The sequence below is a fragment of the Thermus caldilimi genome (assembly GCF_004684245.1).
In the GTDB taxonomy this organism is placed as follows: Bacteria; Deinococcota; Deinococci; order Deinococcales; family Thermaceae; genus Thermus; species Thermus caldilimi.
The window spans coordinates 1,340,383-1,356,893 of sequence record NZ_CP038452.1 but is presented as its reverse complement, the minus strand read 5'-3'; the positions used below and the strand labels follow the sequence as shown (position 1 = coordinate 1,356,893).

The following is a 16,511-nucleotide window of genomic DNA, read 5'->3' as shown; positions in this document are numbered from 1 at the left end:
CCTTCGGATGAAGGGTGCCATGACCCAAACGGCCCATTCTCTACTCTGGACCCTCCTGGCCCTCCTGCCAACCCCCCACCTCCGCGAATCCCTCAAAGCGCTTCTTCTCCTCCTTCTCACCGGCCACGGCAAGGCCAGGCCCCAGCACAGCAAGACCAAGTCCCCTTCCGCCCTCTCCCGCTTCCTCAACCGCTATCCCTGGCCCACCCGCGCCCTCATCCGCCTGGCTCGCAAGAAGGCCCAGGAAACCCTCCACCGGGCCAGGCCCAGGCGGGGGCCCAAGCCCAGGCTCCTGGTGGTCCTGGACCTGGTCACCCTGGAGAAGCGGGGCCTCTTCCCCGCCTTGCCCCTCTCCTTTTTCCACGGCAAGTGGGGGCTCCACCTGGTGGTGCTCTATCTGGTGCTGGGAGAGCTGCGCATCCCCTGGGCCTACCGGGTGTGGCGGGGGAAGGGGGAGAAGGCCCTTTCCCTCCTTGCCCTGCGTCTTCTGGCCTCCCTGCCCCCCTGGATGCGCAAGTCCTTCCACCTTCGGGTGGTGGCCGATGCTGCCTTCGGCACCGCCCGGTTTCTTGTGGGGGTGCGGGGGTTGGGTCTGGAAGCGGTGGTGGGGATGCGGCGGGACCGGAGAGCGCGGGAGGGGCTTCCCCTCTTTGGGCTCAGACGGCAGGGGAGTCGGGTGCATCTGCGGGGACTTCCCTTTCCCGTGTGGGTGAGCTGGTACCGCTATCCCTTACCCGGGGGAGGGTGGGAGTGGCGGTACGTGGTGGCCACCTTTCCTGCGGGGCCACGGACTGTGCTGGTGTGGGGGCGGCGGCGGTTTACCATTGAGCACTTCTTCCGCACGGTAAAGAGCGAGTTTTCCCTGGGGCGTTTTGGGCAGCGGACGGCCTTGGGGGTGCATCGGTTTCTGGTGCTGTCCTTCCTGGCTTACCTGCTGGCCCACTGGGTGAGGCTAGCTCCAGACGGGAGAGGTCTTTCTTGGCGGGAGGCTGGGTGGGCAGCGGCGCGCCTGCTGCTGCCGGAGGTGGTCTTGCGGGTCCTCATGGCCGAGCTGGGAGCTTTGGGTCTTTGGCCCCCGCCTGCGGGGGGAAGGGGGTGTTCATGCAGGGTATTCGGGAGGTGCAAGTTTTGAGATAAGCGCCTTAGAAGCCCTTTTTGGAAGAGGCTTTCCGTTTCCGGCCGGGCGAGGGCAAGGGGCAGGTGGGGCAAAGCGGCCAGCAGGAGGCCTTCTTGGAATTCCTCCGGGGATAGGCTCTCCTTCAGGCCCTGGACCAGGGCCATGGGCTCGGGGGGGCTTCCCGTGAGGGCGGAGAGGAAAAGGGGAAGGGGCCAGCCCCCGGTGGCCCGGTGGGCTTCCTCATACCCCTCCTTGCCGGCGAAGAGGAGCCTGGCTTCCTCCAGGGTGAAGGCCAGGTCCACCGCCTTCAGGTGCACGAGCCTTCCCTCGGAGAGGAGCTTGGGGAGCTCGGGGTAGGGGAGGGGTTTCCGGCTGGCCAGCACCAGGAGGCAGGGCAGGGTGCGGAGGAGGGGGGAGAGGTCCTCCGTTCCCGTCAGGTCCTCCAGGACGACCAGGGTGGGTTCAGCCCGAAGGGCCTCCACCACCGCCCCCCAGGGCACCTCCTGGGGCAGGCCCAAGGCTTTGGCCAGAAGACTTCGGGGCTCGCCCAGAAGGCTGCTGGCCCAGAGGGTGCGAAGGCCCAGTTGGGCGGCAAGCTGCCCTGCTAGGACGCTTTTTCCGAAGCCGGCGGGGGCCTCGAGGTGAACGGCGAAGCCTGGTTCTTCGGGTAGCCGTTCCAGAAGCCTTTCCCGTTCCAGGTAAACCGGGCTTTGCCAGGCCAAGGCCATGCTTGGATCCTATTGTAAGCGGGAGTCACCCTTGACCAAAGCCCCCCAATCCCCCGAGACTGGGGGGCATGGACCGGTCTTACCTGGACCTAGGCCCCTGTGGCCCCTTGCGGGGGGTCCTGCGCGTTCCCGGGGACAAGTCTGTCACCCACCGGGGGCTCATGCTTCTGGCCTTAAGCCAGGGGGAGGGTAGGCTTTTCTATCCCCTCAAGGCTGGGGACACCCTTTCCACTGCCCGGGTCCTGCGGGCCTTGGGGGCGGAGGTCTTCGAGGAGGGCCCCCACTTCCGGGTGCGGGGGCAGGGGCTACGCTTGAGGGAGCCCGAGGATGTGCTGGACTGCGGCAACGCCGGGACCCTGATGCGCCTGATCCTGGGTATCCTTGCGGGGCAGGAGGGTCTTTTTGCGGTTCTAACGGGGGATGCTTCCCTGCGCCGCCGTCCCATGGGCCGGGTGGCGGAGCCTCTCCGGGCCATGGGGGCCTCTATAGACGGAAGGGAAGGAGGGAAAAAGGCTCCCCTGGCGGTGCGGGGCAGGGGCTTAAAGGGAGTTTCCTACACCCTTCCCGTGCCCAGCGCCCAGGTAAAGAGCGCCCTGCTCCTGGCCGGGCTTTTTGCCGAGGGCGTCACGGAGGTGGTGGAGCCTGTTCCCACCCGGGACCACACGGAAAGGCTCTTCCGCCATTTCGGGCTTCCCCTGGAAGCCGAGGGTCCGCATATCCGCACCCGAAGGGCCGAGCCCTTCCCTGCCAAGGACCTCACCGTGCCCGGGGATTTTTCCTCGGCGGCCTTTTTCCTGGTGGCGGCCCTTATCGTCCCGGGTTCAGAGGTCACCGTGGAGGGCGTGGGCTTGAACCCCACCCGCACCGGCCTTCTGGAGGTGCTGAAGGCCATGGGGGCGGATCTGGAGTGGCGGGTGCTGGAAGGGGAGGCGGGGGAACCCGTGGGCTGGATACGGGCTCGGCATAGCCCCCTGAAGGGGGTTTCCCTGGACCCCGCCCTCATCCCCCTCATGGTGGACGAGGTGCCCATCCTGGCCGCCGCCGCCGCCTGGGCGGAAGGGGAAACCTATATTCCAGGTCTTTCCGAACTGAGGGTGAAGGAATCGGATCGCGTGGCCGCCATCGCCCATAACCTTAGGACTTTGGGGGTGGGGGTGGAGGAGGGGCCGGACTGGCTTAGGATCCAAGGCGGTGGGGTGAAACCAGGGGAGGTGGAACCCTTCCACGACCACCGCATCGCCATGGCCTTTGCCGTGGCGGCGCTTCCCGTGGGGGTTAGGGTTTGGGAGCCCCATTGGGCGGAGATCTCCTACCCTGGGTTTTTTCAGGATCTGAAGCGGCTATGCGGGGCATCGTGACCATTGACGGGCCTTCCGCCTCGGGAAAAAGCTCCGTGGCCAAGAAGGTGGCGGAGGCCTTGGGGGTGCCCTACCTGAGTAGCGGCCTCCTCTACCGCGCCGCCGCCTACCTGGCCCGGAGGGTGGGGGTGGACCCTGGGGATGAGCCGGGTATCCTGGCTCTCTTGGAAACTTACCGGGTGCGTTTGCTCCCCGAGGTTCAAGGCAACCGGGTGGTGGCTGAGGGAGCTTCCACCTTGGAGGACCTGACCCCCTACCTCCATACCCCGGAGGTGGATCGTGTGGTTTCCCAGGTGGCCCGCCATCCTGGGGTGCGGGCCTGGGTGAACGAGAGGCTTAGAGAAGCGCCTCCTCCCTTCGTGGCCGAGGGGCGGGATATGGGGACGGCGGTCTTCCCCGAGGCGCCCCACAAGTTCTACCTCACGGCCACGCCGGAGGTGCGGGCCAGGCGGCGCACCCTGGAGCGGCCACAGGATTACCAGGAGGTGCTGAAGGAACTGATAAGGCGGGATGAACTGGACCGGGTCCAAAGCGCCCCTGCTCCCGAGGCCATCGTGATCGATACCAGCGGGATGACCCTCGAGCAGGTGGTGGCCCGGGTGCTCTCCCACATCCAGGACTGACCATGGTGCCGGGAGCCAAGGAAAGGCCGGTACAGGAGTTCCTTAACGTCCTGGTCTTCCGCCCCTTGGCCCACCTGGTGGTCCTCCTGCTGTACCGCACTCCCGTTAGGCCTCACCACCTGGTCCTCTTCCACACGCTCTTGGTCCTGCTCACCGCCAGGTTGATCCATCTGGCTCAGGATGTACCCGCGGCCGTTCTTCTCCAACTAAAAACCGTTTTGGACAACGCCGATGGCCAGCTGGCGCGCCTCAGGGGGGAGGTCACGGAGCTCGGGCGGTACCTGGACACGGAGCTGGACCTTTTGGGGAACCTCTTCCTCTTCCTGGCCCTGGGGGCGCGCACCGGAGCCTGGGAGCTGGCCTTTGCAGCCTTTTGGGTTTTCACCCTGGTCCAGTCCTATGACTTCAACCTGGAGAGGCTTTACCGGGAGGCCCGGGGTCTTCCCCTGCCCATTGAGAAACGGGATCCCCCCACCCCGCTTCTCGTCTTCCTACGGGGGGTGTACCGCTTCCTCTTCCTCCCCCAGGACTGGGGCATTAGGGCCTTGGAGGGCTTTGTGCTCCGGCGTTTTCGCCTTGTTCCCGCGCGCTTTTGGGACGAATGGGCTTTGGCGGGAGTGGTGAACCTGGGCCTCACCACCCAGCTTTTCTTCCTGGGGGTCTTTTTGCTTTGGCAAAGGCCTGAGGCCTACCTCACCTTCGTGCTCCTTCAGGCCCTGTATCTTGTCCTTTGGTATCTATGGAGAATCCTCCGCGCCATCCCGTTCCCACGGTAGGGGCCCTGGTGGAACAAGGGGGCCGGGTGCTTCTGGTGCGCACCCCGAAGTGGCGGGGGCTATGGGGGGTGCCCGGGGGAAAGGTGGAGTGGGGGGAAAGCCTCGAGGAGGCCTTGAGGCGGGAGTTTCGGGAGGAGGTGGGCCTTGACCTTAGGGAGGTGCGCTTTGCCCTGGTGCAGGAGGCCATCTTCAGCCCGGAGTTTTACAAGCCCACCCACATGCTCCTCTTCAACTACTTTGCCCGAGGGGAAGGGGAGGTGCGGCCGGGCGAGGAGATTTTGGAATGGGTGTGGGTAAGACCGGAAGAGGGCTTTTCCTTTCCGCTAAATAGCTTCACCCGGGTTTTGCTGGAAACCTACCTGGTGGTAAAGGGGGAGGGATGAGGGTCGCTTTGGTCACGGGAAGCGCCAAGGGCATTGGCCGGGCTATCCTCCTGGCCTTGGCCAAGGAGGGTTTCCACGTGGTGGTGCACTACCGCACATCGGAGGGCCTAGCGGAGGCCACCCGCCTCGAGGCGGAGGCCCTGGGAGTTAAGGCCCTCAAGGTGCGGGCCGACCTCACCCGGGAGGAGGAGGTCTTGACCCTGGTGGAGGAGGTGCGCTACCACCTGGGAGGGATCGGCATTTTGGTGAACAACGTGGGGGATTACCTCTATAAGCCCATAGAGGAGGTTTCCCTGGAGGAGTGGCGGTGGATCCTGGACTCCAACCTTACCAGCACCTTCCTCCTCACCCAGAAGATCCTTCCCCTCATGGTGGCCCAGGGGTATGGGCGCATCGTGAACCTGGGCTACGCCGGGGCAGGGAACCTTCTGGCCCGGCCCCACATCACCCCCTACGCCATCGCCAAGACCGGGGTGATCCTCTACACCAAGGCCATCGCCAAGCGCTTTGCCCAGGTGGGGATCACCGCCAACGTGGTGGCCCCGGGCGTGGCGGAAAACTCCGTGTCCCAACCTCTTCAGGAAATCCCCATGGCCCGTCTGGCCCTGCTCGAGGAGATCGCCCGGGCGGTGCTCTTTTTTGTGCGGGAGCCCTACGTGACCGGCCAGGTCCTCGAGGTGGCGGGGGGGTGGAACCTCTAGCGCTACCCCACCCTGGCAAAAGCCAGGGTGGGGGCCCGGGAAGAACCTTTTCTTTGGGTCTAGCCTACCCACACGCACATCATGTTGCGCTAACCTGAGGGCATGAGCCGGAACCTAACCTTAAGGCTTCCCCCAGAGCTGGTGCGCCGGGCCCTAAATGCCCAAGGGGTATGGAGCGAGGACCTACACCCTGGGGCCTATGGAGGGCTAGAGGTGAGAAACCCCTTTGCGTGGTAGGTTATAACCTATGGACGGGAACGCTCCCGACCCTAGGTATTGGGAGAAGATGCGCCTAGTGGCCGAGGTCTTGAAGGCGGTGGAGGGCCCCATCTACATCGCCACCCACGTGGACCCCGATGGAGACGCCATCGGAAGCTCCCTAGGCCTGTACCGGGCCCTAAGGGCCCTGGGCAAGGACGCCCGCTGGGTGGCCGAGCCCCCCCGCTTCTTGCGCTTTTTGCCCAAGGAGGAGGAGTACTCGGACCCCGTGGAGCGGCTTCCCGTGGGGGCCACCCTGGTGGCCTTGGACAGCGCCGAGCCTTCGCGGGTGGTGGGGGTGCCGGTGGAGGGCTTTGTCATCAACATCGACCACCACGGCACCAACCCCCGTTTCGGCCACATCGCCGTGGTGGATCCCTCCAAGGCGGCCACCGCCCAGATGGTGAAGGATCTCATTGATCTCCTGGGGGTGGCGTGGACGGCGGAGATCGCTACCCCGGTGCTCACCGGCATCCTCACCGACACCGGCAACTTCCGCTTCGCCAACACCAGCCCCGAGGTGCTTAAGGTTGCGGCAGAGCTGGTGGGCTACGGGGTGAAGCTGGCCGAGCTTACGGATAGGCTTCAGTTCCGTCCCCCCTCCTACTTCCGCCTCATGGGCCAGGTGCTTTCCACCGTGGCCTTCCACTTTGGGGGGCTTCTCGTCACCGCCCACCTTCCCGAGGATGCCAAGCGGGAAGAGGAGGACTCCGACGACTTCGTGGGCCTCATCCGCTACGTGGAGGGGAGCGTGGTTTCCGTTTTCCTGCGCAAGCGGGAGGAGGGGGTAAAGGTGTCCATCCGCTCCCGGGGCGGGGTTTCCGCCCAGAATATCGCCGTGAGGCTTGGGGGTGGGGGGCACGTGCCCGCCGCCGGGGCTACCCTCAAGGACGTGGACCTGGACCGGGCCTACGAGCGGGTCCTCGAGGCGGTGGCGGAAGAGCTTCGGCGGGCAGGGTACCTTTAGGGCCTGGGGGGCGCCAGGCGAGGAAGGGGGCCTCTACACAGCCCACTTGGGCGTGAAGGGCCCGCTTCTTTCCGTCCACGTCGTTTACCGAGATCTAAGCCCCGTACTTGAGAAGTTTTCCCGCATGGGCGAGGAGGAGGGGCATGAGCTCCATCCCCTTCAGGTGGCCCAGGCTTCCCTTGGCAGCCTCGCCTTCCGTGAAATGCTGGGCAGCATCCCTTCGCAGGTAAGGGGCCTTGAGGAGCACGGGCACAGGGTGCCACGAGTGGGCCCTTAGAAGGGCAGGGGTGGAGTGGTCCCCGGTGATGGCCAGGACATCCGGCTTTAGGGCAAGGATTTCCGGAAGAAGGGCGTCAAAGCGCTCGATTTCCGCCACCTTACCAAGGAAGTCCCCGTCCTCCCCCTTGGCGTCGGTTTTCTTGAAGTGGAGGTAGAAGAAGTCGTACCGTTCCCAGTTTTCCCTTAAGGCTTTAAGCTTTCCCTCGTGGGCGTCCCCTTCCCCTTCCACGGGCAGGACTTCCATGCCCACCAGGCTAGCCAGACCCTTGTACATGGGGTAGCTAGCGATGGCGGCCGCCTTTACCCCGTAGACCTCCGCCATGCTGGGAAAGGAAGGCCTTCTTGAGGCGCCTCGGAAAAGCGCCCCGTTGATTTTGGACTCATTCCTGAGCACCTCCCGGATACGTGCCGAAAGGAGATTCACCACCCGGGCGGTTTTTCTGGAGGCTTCGTCCAGGGCCTGAGCCTCGAGGGGAGGAAGGCCGGTTTTCTGAGGGTCGGTGTCCGTGATGCCATCCCCCAGGCCCTCCCCCCGGAGGACCACCAGGAAGCGGTGTTCGCTTTCCGTGTAGAAGTAGACCGTTACATCCTCAATGCGGGGGATAGCCTCCTGGAGCTTGGCCACCACCCGTTGGTTCTCCTCGGTGCTGGGGCGGCCTGCCCGGCGGTCCAGAACCTGTCCATCTGGGCCTAAGGTGGCGAAGTTTCCCCTTAAGGCCACATCCCCATCCCGGAAGTCCACGCCGAGGCCTAGGGCGCTCAAAGCCCCCCGCCCCACCAGGTAGCGGAAGGGGTCATAGCCGAAAAGGGCCAGGTGCCCGGGGCCAGAGCCCGGGGTAAGGCCGGGGTAAACGGGGGTGAGAAGGCCTAAGGCGCTTTCCTCCGCCAAGCGGTCTAGGTTCGGGGTTCTGGCAGCTTCCAGCTCCGTGGCCCCCCCAGGCTCGAGGGGAAGCCCCCCTACGCCGTCTAGGACTACCAAGAGGATCTTGGTACCGCTTTTTTGCTGAAGCTCTTTGAAGACGGCAAAGAGATCCATGCCGCCATTTTATGGCCATGGGAAACCCCCGGGGAGACCAGGGGTTTCCCTAGGTCTGCTAGGGCTTAGCGGGTGGCCTGGTCCGCGTCCACCAGACCCTGGCCGAAGAGCTGCCGGCTACCGATGTCCTCGGCGGTGGCCTTCAAATGGGCCCGCACCTCACCCGGGGTCCAGTCCTTGTGAAGGGCCTTCACCAACCCCGCCACGGCGGCCACATGGGGGCTGGCCATGGAGGTGCCCGCGTACCAGGCGTAGGCAGGGAGGTTTTCGTTGATGATGATGGTGGAAAGGATCAGGTGGTAGCGCCAGCCAGGGGGGCGCTGGTTGGAAGGCCGGAAGCACCAGCTTTGGCCATTCTCGTCTAGGCCACAGTCCCCCCCAGGGGCGGAAAGGTCCACGGCTGCCCCGTAGTTGGAGTAGAAGGCTAGGACGTCCTGACCCGGCAGGGCATTCAGGGTTTCGTTGGTGGGGTAGGGGTACTGCCAAAGGGGTGTGGCGGTGCCCGTGGCGGAAACGGAGATCACCGTGGGCAGGTCAGAGGGAATGTGAACGACATAGCCATTGGCATTCTGGGCGCTGTTACCCGCCGAGGCCACGATCAGGGTGCCCATGCGGTTGGCGTACTTCATCACCCGGTCCCAGGCCACCATGGCGGCCACGTCGTCCTTGTTGCGGGTGTCCAGGGTGCCGCCCAGGCTCATGTTGATAACGTCGTAACCCTTTTTGGCGGCGTCGATGATGGCCTCAAAGATGGGGCCGTCAAAGGCGCCCACGTCGTCGTACTCCTCGCCGCCTTCGGTGAAGTGGATGCGGTCAAAGACCTTGTAGGCGGCAAGCCTGAGCCCGGGGGCCACCCCCACCACCCGGCCGCCTCCAAAGGCGGCGGCCACGGTGCCGGACACATGGGTGCCGTGGGCTTCATAGAGGACGCTAGGGGCAGGGGTGCACAAGTTACTTAGATCAAGGTTATCAAAGTCGATCCAGAGGGTGTACTTGGGGTAGCTGGGGGTGTTGTTGGGGCCTGCGGTTTCGTAGCAGTAGTTGGTGGCCTGGAAATCCACGATCTGGCCTACCAGGTCGGGGTGGTTGTCCATGACCCCGGTGTCCAGCACCGCCACCGTGGCCCGGCCTTGGACCTCGAGGGGTACCCTCTCCCAAGCCTTCGGGGCGCCGATCCGCCGGATGTCCCACTGGTACTTGTAGAGGTTGTCGGCTGCCGAGGGCGCGCCATAGGTTTCCTCCTGATAGAGGATGCGCTCCGTCTTGGGCAGGGAGTAGTACCGTTCGGGGCCCACCGCCAGCACCTGGGGGTTCCGGGCCAGGCGGCTTACAGCCGCCCGGTCCGCCACCACCGTGAGGGCACCGATGGGCTCCAGGGTCTTGACCACCCGGGCCCCGGCGCTTTGGGCCAAGGCCTGGGCGTTGGGGGGAAGGGTTTCCGACCTAAAGACCACCAGGTAGCGCCCCTGAGGCGAGGCGCTTTGCACGGAAAGGCTGGTGGTTCCGCTTGGGGCTTGCTGCTGGCAGGCGAATAGTCCTAGGGCCAAACTGGCTAAAAACGCATACCCAACTTTGCGCATAACTCACCTCCGATTGAAGCGACCTAATTATACCGCAACGAAGCCCGCCCCGGTATGATAGGCAGGTATGGCGAAGGAGAAGGGCCTAATCCCGCAAAGCCAGGATTTCAGTGAATGGTACCTCGAGGTCATCCAGAAGGCGGAGCTCGCCGACTACGGGCCGGTGCGGGGTACCATCGTGGTGCGGCCCTATGGCTACGCCCTCTGGGAGAACATCCAAAAGACCCTGGACGGCATGTTCAAGGAAACCGGCCACCAAAACGCCTACTTCCCCCTCTTCATCCCCATGGGCTTCCTAAAGAAGGAGGCCGAGCACGTGGAGGGCTTTTCTCCCGAGCTGGCCGTGGTTACCCACGCCGGGGGCGAGGAGCTGGAGGAGCCTTTGGCGGTGCGCCCCACCTCAGAAACGGTGATCGGGTACATGTGGTCCAAGTGGATCAAAAGCTATAGGGACCTGCCCCAGCTTTTGAACCAGTGGGGCAACGTGGTGCGCTGGGAGCTTCGCACCCGGCCCTTCCTGCGCACCAGCGAGTTCTTGTGGCAGGAGGGGCACACCGCCCACGCCACCCAGGAGGAGGCGGAGGAGGAGGTGCGCAGGATGCTTGGCATATACGCCAAGCTGGCCCGGGAGTACGCGGCCATTCCCGTGGTGGAGGGCATGAAGACGGAGAAGGAGAAGTTCGCCGGGGCCGTCTACACCACCACCATCGAGGCCTTGATGCGGGATGGCAAGGCCCTGCAGTCGGGCACCAGCCACTACCTGGGGGAGAACTTCGCCCGGGCCTTTGACATCAAGTTCCAGGACAAGGACCTCCAGGTGAAGTACGTGCACACCACCAGTTGGGGCCTCTCCTGGCGGTTCATCGGGGCCATCATCATGACCCATGGGGACGACCAGGGCCTCATCCTCCCTCCCCGCTTGGCCCCCATCCAGGTGGTGATCGTGCCCATCTACCGGGAGGAAAGCCGGGAGAAGGTCCTGGAGGCGGCCTTTGACCTGAAGCGGCGCCTTCTGCAGGCGGGGCTTCGCGTGCACCTGGACGACCGGGACCAGCACACCCCCGGGTACAAGTTCCACGAGTGGGAGCTTAAGGGGGTGCCCTTCCGCATCGAGCTTGGACCCAAAGACCTCGAGGCGGGCGAGGCCGTGCTGGCCAGCCGCCTAGGGGGGAAGGAGCGCCTGGCTCTAGAAGCCCTCCCCACCGCGCTGTCCGAGAAGCTGGATGCCTTTCACCAGGCCCTTTACCAACGGGCCCTGGATTTCCGGGAGGCCCACACCCGTAAGGTGGACACCTACGAGGAGTTCAAGGAGGCGGTGCAGGAGGGTTTTGCCCTGGCCTTCCATTGCGGGGACCGGGCCTGCGAGAAGGCCATCCAGGAGGAAACCACTGCCACCACCCGTTGCGTGCCCTTTGAGGGGGAGGCGGAAGAAGGGGTGTGCGTGCGCTGTGGGCGGAAGAGCGCCTACGGCAAGCGGGTGTTCTTCGCCAAGGCCTATTAGCGCCCATGAGGGTCCTGGGGCGGAGGGTTTACTGGCGCTGGTTTGGGGAGGTTTTCCTCGAGGGGGGCCTTACCTTACGCATGACCGGGGACGCCGCCAAATGGCTCCGCCCCGGGGACCGGGTCCGCCTGGTCACCGAGTTCAAGAAGCCTGTCCTGGGCTTCGACGAGTACGCCCTCCAGGGGCGTTTTTCCATCTGGCCCCTTTTTTCCCGCGAGCTGGACCACGTGAGGGAAAGCCCCTTGGGGGGTGAGGTGTACCGCTACCGCCTCCGCGCACGGGAGGCCATGTATGAGGCCGATTTCGAGGCCATCGCCGAGCTGGAGCAATACCACTATGCCTCGGAGAAAGAGGTGGTGGCCGTCTGGGTCTGCCCCCGCTGTGGCAAGACCCTCTTCGCCAACACCAAGCCCCTTTGCGAATGCGGGGGGGAGGCCCGCCTAAGGGAGATCAGGGGCTCTACCCCGGCCAGCCGCTTTCTCATCCTGGAGCTGGTGGAGCGCCTACCCTTTGAGCCCAGGATCCTGGGCTATGGGCGTTTGGACCCCCCCATTCCCCGGATGCACCGTCGGATTCCTGGGGGCGTGGAGCGGAACATCCGGGAGCGCATCTTTCCCAAGGACTGGTTCCACCCTACCTTTGGGGGCGGGAAGGACTGGGAAAGCGCTTTGGACCGGGTGCACACCGCCGCCAGCCGCATCGCCCGGGTGGTGGTGCACCCCGACTACCGCTCGGAGGGCCTGGGGGCTCTTTTGGTGGAGCTGGCTTTGGCGTGGGCGAAGGAGCGGGCTGTGCCCGAGGGAAGGCGGGAGAAACACCTGGTGTACACCGTGGCCCAGATGGCCCGCTATCACCCCTTTTTTGAGAAGGTGGGCTTTCGTTACCTCTTCGACACCGCCTCGGGAAGGCCCGTGCTGGCCTATCCCCTTACCGAGGAGGCGGAGCGCTACCTGGAACGGTTTTTGAAGAAAGACCCTTACGCCAGGGCCCATGGGGGAAGGCTTTTTATTTCCCGTTTCGGCAGGGTGCGGGGGCTTCCGGGGTCCATACGGCTGGTGGGGGTTCGTAAAGGCTATCGGAGCCACCTGGACCTTTCCCATCTCTCCCCCGAGGTGCAGGAGACCCTTTCGGCCTTCGGGGTCAAGGCCCGGGTGCTGGAGCGGGCGATTCTTAAGGAGGTGAACCTCGAGGTTCCTTCGGGCAGCGTGGTGGCCCTGGCCGGGGCCAGCGGGGCGGGGAAGACCACCCTCCTTCGCCTCCTCCTGGGGGAGCCCCCGGATGGGGGAGAGGTGCAGGTGCCCGAGGGTAGGCGGGTGGCCTATATCCCCGGGGAGCGGGAGGTGGACCTGGGCCAGGAGCCCCTCTTGGAGCGGCTTTACCGCCAGCTTCAGGATGTGGGAGCGGCCATCGAGGTGTTAAACCGGGTGGGGCTTTCCGACGCCGTGCTCTACCGGGCGAGGCCGAAGGAGCTTTCCACGGGCCAGCGGGAGCGTTACCGCTTGGCCCTCCTCCTGGCCCAACGCCCCGACCTCCTCCTGATCGACGAGTTCGCCGCTCACCTGGACGTGCCCACCGCCAGGCGGGTGGCCCTGGGCCTTGGGAAGCTGGTGCGCCAGGCGGGGATCACCCTGGTGGTGGCCACCCACCGCCAGGAGGTGATCGCTTCCTTGGATCCCGACCTTTTGGTCTTCGTGGGGTACGGGGGGCTTATGGCCATACCTCGGAAAGATCCACGAACATGACCCTACCGGGCTTTTTGGGTACCAAGAGGGGTTTTTCGTAGCGGAAGGCGTTGTGCAAAACCCAGGCGTAAAGGGGCTGTTCCCCGGCATAGGCCCTGAGGAAGGCCTCCTCCGCCAGGTGCTTTTCCGGGTGGGCCAGAAGCTCCTCCACGGTGAAGGGCCCTTGTACGTTCAGGAGGTCCGCCTGGCCGATGAGATACCCCCCGGTGACGATCCCCAAGGGACCCCGGTGTCGGGTCTGGCGTTTGCGGATCTCCCAGGTCTTCCTTCCGTCCACAATGAGGCTGGCATAGGGCTCCCGCACGATGAGGCCCAGCTTGGGCTTTTCCACGCCCTCATTGTAGAGTGAACTCCGTGGGTTGCCCTAAGGAAGGGCAAAGGGAGAAGAAAGCGCGGGCCTGGGCCATCCTAAAGGCCCTGAAGGCGGCGTATCCGGGGGCTAAAACGGAACTCAAGCACAGTAACCCCTTCCAGCTTTTGGTGGCCACGGTGCTTTCCGCCCAGGCCACGGACAAAAGCGTAAACGAGGCCACCCCGGCCCTCTTTGCCCGCTTCCCCGACCCTCAGGCCCTGGCCGAGGCGACGCCCGAGGAGGTGGAGCCTTATATCAGGCGCATCGGTCTTTACCGCACCAAGGCCAAAAACCTGGTGGCCCTGGCCCGGAGGCTGGTGGAGGAGCATGGGGGGGAGGTGCCAAGGGATAAAAGGGCTCTGATGAAGTTGCCCGGGGTGGGTTGGAAGACGGCCACCGTGGTCCTGGGAGCGGCCTTCGGCGTGCCGGGCATCGCCGTGGACACCCATGTGGCCCGTCTGGCGCGGAGGCTTTGCCTTTCCCTGGCCAAGGCCCCCGAAAGGGTCGGGGCCGAGCTGGAGGCCCTTTTCCCCAAGGAGGAGTGGGTGTTCGTCCACCACGCCCTGGTCCTTCACGGGAGGTACGTGTGCCTGGCCCGTAAGCCCCGGTGCGGGGTTTGTTCCCTGGCGCCTTACTGCCCAAGCCGGCAGGGGTAAGAGCTCTGGATTCTGGCTTTTTTAAAAAGAGTTTTATGAAATATATACTCAGTTCACCAGCTTATCGCTTCCTCGCGGCCAGCTTCCTCTGGTCCTTCGGGGCTAACCTCATCTACTTTTTCCTGAACTTTCACCTCGAGGGCCTGGGCTACGACCGCCAGGCCATAGGGCTTGCCCAGGCCCTATTGCTTCTGGTAGGGGTGGTCTCTGCCCTGCCCCTGGCCTACCTCATCCCTCGCTTGGGTTACCGGAAAAGCTTTTTTCTGGCTTTGGCCCTGGCGGTGGGAAGCGGGCTTCTTTTGGGGCTTGGTCTGCTGGTGTTCCCCTCGTTAGCAGGGTATGGGCTGGCGGGAGCCTTGGTGCAGGGGGCGGGGGCCCCGCTCATGGCCCGATTGGTTCCTGCCGAGAGGCGGGTTTCCCTTTTCAGCCTGCAGGCGGCCTTGACCACTGTCTCGGGGTTTTTCTCTACCCTTTTGGCCGGTGCCCTTTCCGAATGGGTGGGGGCCAGGTGGGTGATCCTCTTCGCCCTTCCCTTTTTCCTCCTGACGCTTCCCTTTCTGGTTGGGCTTCCCGAAGGGCAGGGAACACCCCCCAGGCTGAGGGGGCGGTTTGGGATCTGGCTGCGCCTTTTTTTGCCCCAGGCGGTGATCGGGTTTGGGGCCGGGCTGGTCATCCCCTTCTTGAACCTGTACCTTCGGGAAAAGTTTGGCCTCAGCTACGGAACCACGGGCCTGGTCTTCGCCCTTTCCGCCTTGGCTACTGGGGTGGCCATGTTGCTCCAGCCCCTTCTGGTGCGCCGGATGGGGAAACTGGGGGCCATCGTGTTCGTGCAGGCCTTGTCCTTACCCTTTATGGCCATCCTGGCCTGGGTGCCTTGGCTACCCTTGGTTACCGTGGCCCTCCTCATCCGGGGAGCCCTTATGAACGCCGCCGGGCCTGTGTACGCCGCCTTGGTGATGGACTACCTGGAGGAAGAGGAGCGCCCGGGCTTCTTCCTGATGGAGTCCGCCCTCTGGAGCCTTCTCTTTGCTTTAGCAAGTGCCCTGTCCGGCGTGGTGCAGGAGGCCTGGGGCCTGGTCGCCTTCAACTACCTCTTTGCCCTTACCCTGGGCCTTTACGCCGTGGGGATTGCCCTTTGGCCCTGGACCTTTGGCCGCTTGCGGGCCGCCTACCGGGAATCTTCTTCCTGAGGCCTTAGCCTTTGCCCTAGACTGGGCCTATGCGCACGGGCATCAGCGTGGAGGAAGCGTTGGAGCTGGTCTTGGCGGAGGCCAGGGGGGAGCTTCCCCTGGAGGAGGTGCCCCTGAAGGAGGCCTATGGTCGCGTCCTGGCGGAAGACCTGGTTTCCTTGGTGAACCACCCCGACCAGGACGACACCGCCATAGATGGCTACGCCTGCCGAGAGGAGGACACCCTGGGGGCGAGCCGGGAGAACCCGGTGCGCCTTAGGGTCATCGGGGAGTCGCCGGCGGGAAGGCCCTTTGCTGGACGGGTGGGGAAGGGGGAGGCGGTGGCTGTCTACACCGGGGCTCCTATCCCTGATGGAGCAGATGCCGTTATCCGGGTGGAGGACACCCGGCGGGAAGGGGATTACGTGCTCCTCTTTGCCCCGGCGAGCCCCAAGGACATCCGGCCCCAGGGGGATGACCTACGGAAGGGGGAGGTGTACCTGCGCCGGGGAGACCTCCTTACCCCGGGAAGGCTGGGCCTGGCGGCGGCCATGGGCTACCCGCGCCTTAAGGTCTTCCGGCGCCCCCGGGTGGGCATCCTCTCCACGGGGGATGAGGTGGTGGAGCCAGGGGAGCCCTTGCCCTTTGGCGGGGTCTACAACTCCAACGCCTACAGCCTTCTGGGATTGGTGAAGGAGGCGGGGGGCGAGCCCGTCCTTTTGGGCAAGGTGGAGGACAGGCCGGAAACCGTGTTGGAGAAGCTGGAGGCGGCAGGGCCCCTGGACCTCCTCCTCACCTCTGGGGGGGTATCCATGGGGGAGTACGATGTGGTGCGTAAGGTTTTGGAGACGGCGGGGGAAGTGGTCTTCTGGAAGGTGAAGCAGCAGCCTGGGGGGCCCTTGCTCCTGGCCCGTTTGGGTGGGCTTCCCATCCTTGGGCTTCCGGGAAACCCGGTTTCCAGCATGGTTACCTTTTTCCTCTATGGCAGACCCTTCCTCTTCCGGCTCCAGCGCCGCACCGACCCCCCTTACCGCTCCCTCGAGGCCAGGGTCCTTACCCCCTTTAAGGGCGCTCAGGGCAAAAAGGTCTTCCGCCGCGGGGTGCTTTCCTTTGAGGGGGAGCTGGTGGTGCGCACCACCGGGAGCCAGTCCAGCGGGGTTTTGCGCTCCATGGCCCTGGGCAACGCCCTGGTGGTCCTCCCTCCCGACCAGGATGCCAGGGAAGGGGAAAGGGTGGAGGTCATCCCCTTGACATTCGTGCTTTAGTTCACTAAACTTGAAAGGTT

The 16,511-nt window shown here is 64.7% G+C and carries 16 protein-coding genes and 1 pseudogene; 13 read left to right on the top strand and 4 right to left on the bottom strand.

Going from position 1 to position 16,511, the window contains the following annotated elements:
* Positions 1–7: 7 nt before the first annotated feature.
* Positions 8–1,132, top strand: coding sequence for a transposase (locus EBI04_RS06985; RefSeq protein ID WP_444545748.1), 1,125 nt, complete (start codon positions 8–10; stop codon positions 1,130–1,132).
* Here the strand turns inward: EBI04_RS06985 and EBI04_RS06980 are convergent.
* Positions 1,099–1,845 (bottom strand): annotated as a pseudogene (locus tag EBI04_RS06980) (transcriptional regulator); the annotation flags it as partial. The gene EBI04_RS06985 and the pseudogene EBI04_RS06980 sit on opposite strands and share 34 nt — an antisense overlap.
* Before the next feature lie 68 nt (positions 1,846–1,913).
* On the opposite strand from EBI04_RS06980, the gene aroA reads away from it, so the two are divergent.
* The 7 genes from aroA to nrnA all read left to right on the top strand — a co-directional run bounded on the left by aroA (position 1,914) and on the right by nrnA (position 6,911).
* Positions 1,914–3,203 carry a 3-phosphoshikimate 1-carboxyvinyltransferase gene (gene aroA / locus EBI04_RS06975; protein ID WP_135256856.1) on the top strand — a complete coding sequence of 430 codons (1,290 nt, stop codon included), beginning with the start codon at positions 1,914–1,916 and terminating at the stop codon, positions 3,201–3,203.
* Positions 3,188–3,826: a (d)CMP kinase gene (gene cmk / locus EBI04_RS06970; RefSeq protein WP_135256855.1), complete on the top strand. Its 639-nt coding sequence runs from the start codon at positions 3,188–3,190 to the stop codon at positions 3,824–3,826. The genes aroA and cmk overlap by 16 nt, the downstream gene beginning before the upstream one ends.
* 2 nt (positions 3,827–3,828) lie before the next feature.
* Positions 3,829–4,602 carry a CDP-alcohol phosphatidyltransferase family protein gene (locus tag EBI04_RS06965; protein ID WP_135256854.1) on the top strand — a complete coding sequence of 258 codons (774 nt, stop codon included), beginning with the start codon at positions 3,829–3,831 and terminating at the stop codon, positions 4,600–4,602.
* The gene (locus tag EBI04_RS06960; protein ID WP_135256853.1) at positions 4,566–4,985 is read left to right on the top strand and encodes an NUDIX domain-containing protein; all 420 of its coding nucleotides are present in this window, start codon (positions 4,566–4,568) and stop codon (positions 4,983–4,985) included. The genes EBI04_RS06965 and EBI04_RS06960 overlap by 37 nt, the downstream gene beginning before the upstream one ends.
* Positions 4,982–5,686: a bifunctional dihydropteridine reductase/dihydrofolate reductase TmpR gene (tmpR, locus tag EBI04_RS06955; RefSeq protein WP_135256852.1), complete on the top strand. Its 705-nt coding sequence runs from the start codon at positions 4,982–4,984 to the stop codon at positions 5,684–5,686. Before EBI04_RS06960 ends, tmpR begins: the two co-directional genes overlap by 4 nt.
* 102 nt (positions 5,687–5,788) lie before the next feature.
* Positions 5,789–5,923: a PIN domain-containing protein gene (locus tag EBI04_RS13805; protein WP_167481912.1), complete on the top strand. Its 135-nt coding sequence runs from the start codon at positions 5,789–5,791 to the stop codon at positions 5,921–5,923.
* A 10-nt stretch (positions 5,924–5,933) separates the two neighbouring features.
* A complete protein-coding gene (gene nrnA, locus EBI04_RS06950) occupies positions 5,934–6,911 on the top strand; it encodes a DHH family phosphoesterase (RefSeq protein ID WP_135256851.1) in 978 nt (325 codons plus the stop codon).
* A 94-nt stretch (positions 6,912–7,005) separates the two neighbouring features.
* Here nrnA and EBI04_RS06945 read toward each other — a convergent pair whose 3' ends face one another.
* Both EBI04_RS06945 and EBI04_RS06940 read right to left on the bottom strand, forming a co-directional pair.
* Positions 7,006–8,226 carry a 2,3-bisphosphoglycerate-independent phosphoglycerate mutase gene (locus EBI04_RS06945; RefSeq protein ID WP_135256850.1) on the bottom strand — a complete coding sequence of 407 codons (1,221 nt, stop codon included), beginning with the start codon at positions 8,224–8,226 and terminating at the stop codon, positions 7,006–7,008.
* 65 nt (positions 8,227–8,291) lie between these two features.
* Positions 8,292–9,806 (bottom strand): S8 family serine peptidase, encoded by a 1,515-nt coding sequence (locus EBI04_RS06940; RefSeq protein WP_135256849.1) that lies wholly within the window; start codon positions 9,804–9,806, stop codon positions 8,292–8,294.
* Between the two features lie 67 nt (positions 9,807–9,873).
* Here EBI04_RS06940 and proS point away from each other — a divergent pair, with 67 nt between their 5' ends.
* Both proS and EBI04_RS06930 read left to right on the top strand, forming a co-directional pair.
* The gene (proS, locus tag EBI04_RS06935; protein WP_135256848.1) at positions 9,874–11,307 is read left to right on the top strand and encodes a proline--tRNA ligase; all 1,434 of its coding nucleotides are present in this window, start codon (positions 9,874–9,876) and stop codon (positions 11,305–11,307) included.
* Between the two features lie 5 nt (positions 11,308–11,312).
* Positions 11,313–13,049 carry a GNAT family N-acetyltransferase gene (locus EBI04_RS06930; RefSeq protein WP_135256847.1) on the top strand — a complete coding sequence of 579 codons (1,737 nt, stop codon included), beginning with the start codon at positions 11,313–11,315 and terminating at the stop codon, positions 13,047–13,049.
* Here EBI04_RS06930 and EBI04_RS06925 read toward each other — a convergent pair.
* Entirely contained in the window at positions 13,015–13,380 is a 366-nt protein-coding gene (locus EBI04_RS06925; RefSeq protein ID WP_135256846.1) for an ASCH domain-containing protein, read from the bottom strand. The genes EBI04_RS06930 and EBI04_RS06925 overlap by 35 nt on opposite strands.
* Positions 13,381–13,394: 14 nt before the next feature.
* On the opposite strand from EBI04_RS06925, the gene nth reads away from it, so the two are divergent.
* The 3 genes from nth to EBI04_RS06910 are packed head-to-tail and all read left to right on the top strand — an operon-like array spanning position 13,395 to position 16,491.
* Entirely contained in the window at positions 13,395–14,057 is a 663-nt protein-coding gene (gene nth, locus EBI04_RS06920; protein ID WP_135256845.1) for an endonuclease III, read from the top strand.
* Positions 14,058–14,092: 35 nt separating this feature from the next.
* Positions 14,093–15,247, top strand: coding sequence for an MFS transporter (locus EBI04_RS06915; protein WP_135256844.1), 1,155 nt, complete (start codon positions 14,093–14,095; stop codon positions 15,245–15,247).
* 29 nt (positions 15,248–15,276) lie between these two features.
* A complete protein-coding gene (locus EBI04_RS06910) occupies positions 15,277–16,491 on the top strand; it encodes a molybdopterin molybdotransferase MoeA (protein WP_135256843.1) in 1,215 nt (404 codons plus the stop codon).
* Positions 16,492–16,511 lie beyond the last annotated feature (20 nt).

Excerpts from the sequence above, each read along its gene's own strand:
- EBI04_RS06930 (WP_135256847.1), top strand. The coding sequence starts at position 11,313 with ATGAGGGTCCTGGGGCGGAGGGTTTACTGGCGCTGGTTTGGGGAGGTT.
- nrnA (WP_135256851.1), top strand. The coding sequence starts at position 5,934 with ATGGACGGGAACGCTCCCGACCCTAGGTATTGGGAGAAGATGCGCCTA.
- cmk (WP_135256855.1), top strand. The coding sequence starts at position 3,188 with ATGCGGGGCATCGTGACCATTGACGGGCCTTCCGCCTCGGGAAAAAGC.
- EBI04_RS06985 (WP_444545748.1), top strand. The coding sequence starts at position 8 with ATGAAGGGTGCCATGACCCAAACGGCCCATTCTCTACTCTGGACCCTC.
- aroA (WP_135256856.1), top strand. The coding sequence starts at position 1,914 with ATGGACCGGTCTTACCTGGACCTAGGCCCCTGTGGCCCCTTGCGGGGG.
- EBI04_RS06960 (WP_135256853.1), top strand. The coding sequence starts at position 4,566 with ATGGAGAATCCTCCGCGCCATCCCGTTCCCACGGTAGGGGCCCTGGTG.
- EBI04_RS13805 (WP_167481912.1), top strand. The coding sequence starts at position 5,789 with ATGAGCCGGAACCTAACCTTAAGGCTTCCCCCAGAGCTGGTGCGCCGG.
- EBI04_RS06915 (WP_135256844.1), top strand. The coding sequence starts at position 14,093 with ATGAAATATATACTCAGTTCACCAGCTTATCGCTTCCTCGCGGCCAGC.
- EBI04_RS06945 (WP_135256850.1), bottom strand. The coding sequence starts at position 8,226 with ATGGATCTCTTTGCCGTCTTCAAAGAGCTTCAGCAAAAAAGCGGTACC.
- EBI04_RS06910 (WP_135256843.1), top strand. The coding sequence starts at position 15,277 with ATGCGCACGGGCATCAGCGTGGAGGAAGCGTTGGAGCTGGTCTTGGCG.
- proS (WP_135256848.1), top strand. The coding sequence starts at position 9,874 with ATGGCGAAGGAGAAGGGCCTAATCCCGCAAAGCCAGGATTTCAGTGAA.
- EBI04_RS06940 (WP_135256849.1), bottom strand. The coding sequence starts at position 9,806 with ATGCGCAAAGTTGGGTATGCGTTTTTAGCCAGTTTGGCCCTAGGACTA.
- EBI04_RS06965 (WP_135256854.1), top strand. The coding sequence starts at position 3,829 with ATGGTGCCGGGAGCCAAGGAAAGGCCGGTACAGGAGTTCCTTAACGTC.
- tmpR (WP_135256852.1), top strand. The coding sequence starts at position 4,982 with ATGAGGGTCGCTTTGGTCACGGGAAGCGCCAAGGGCATTGGCCGGGCT.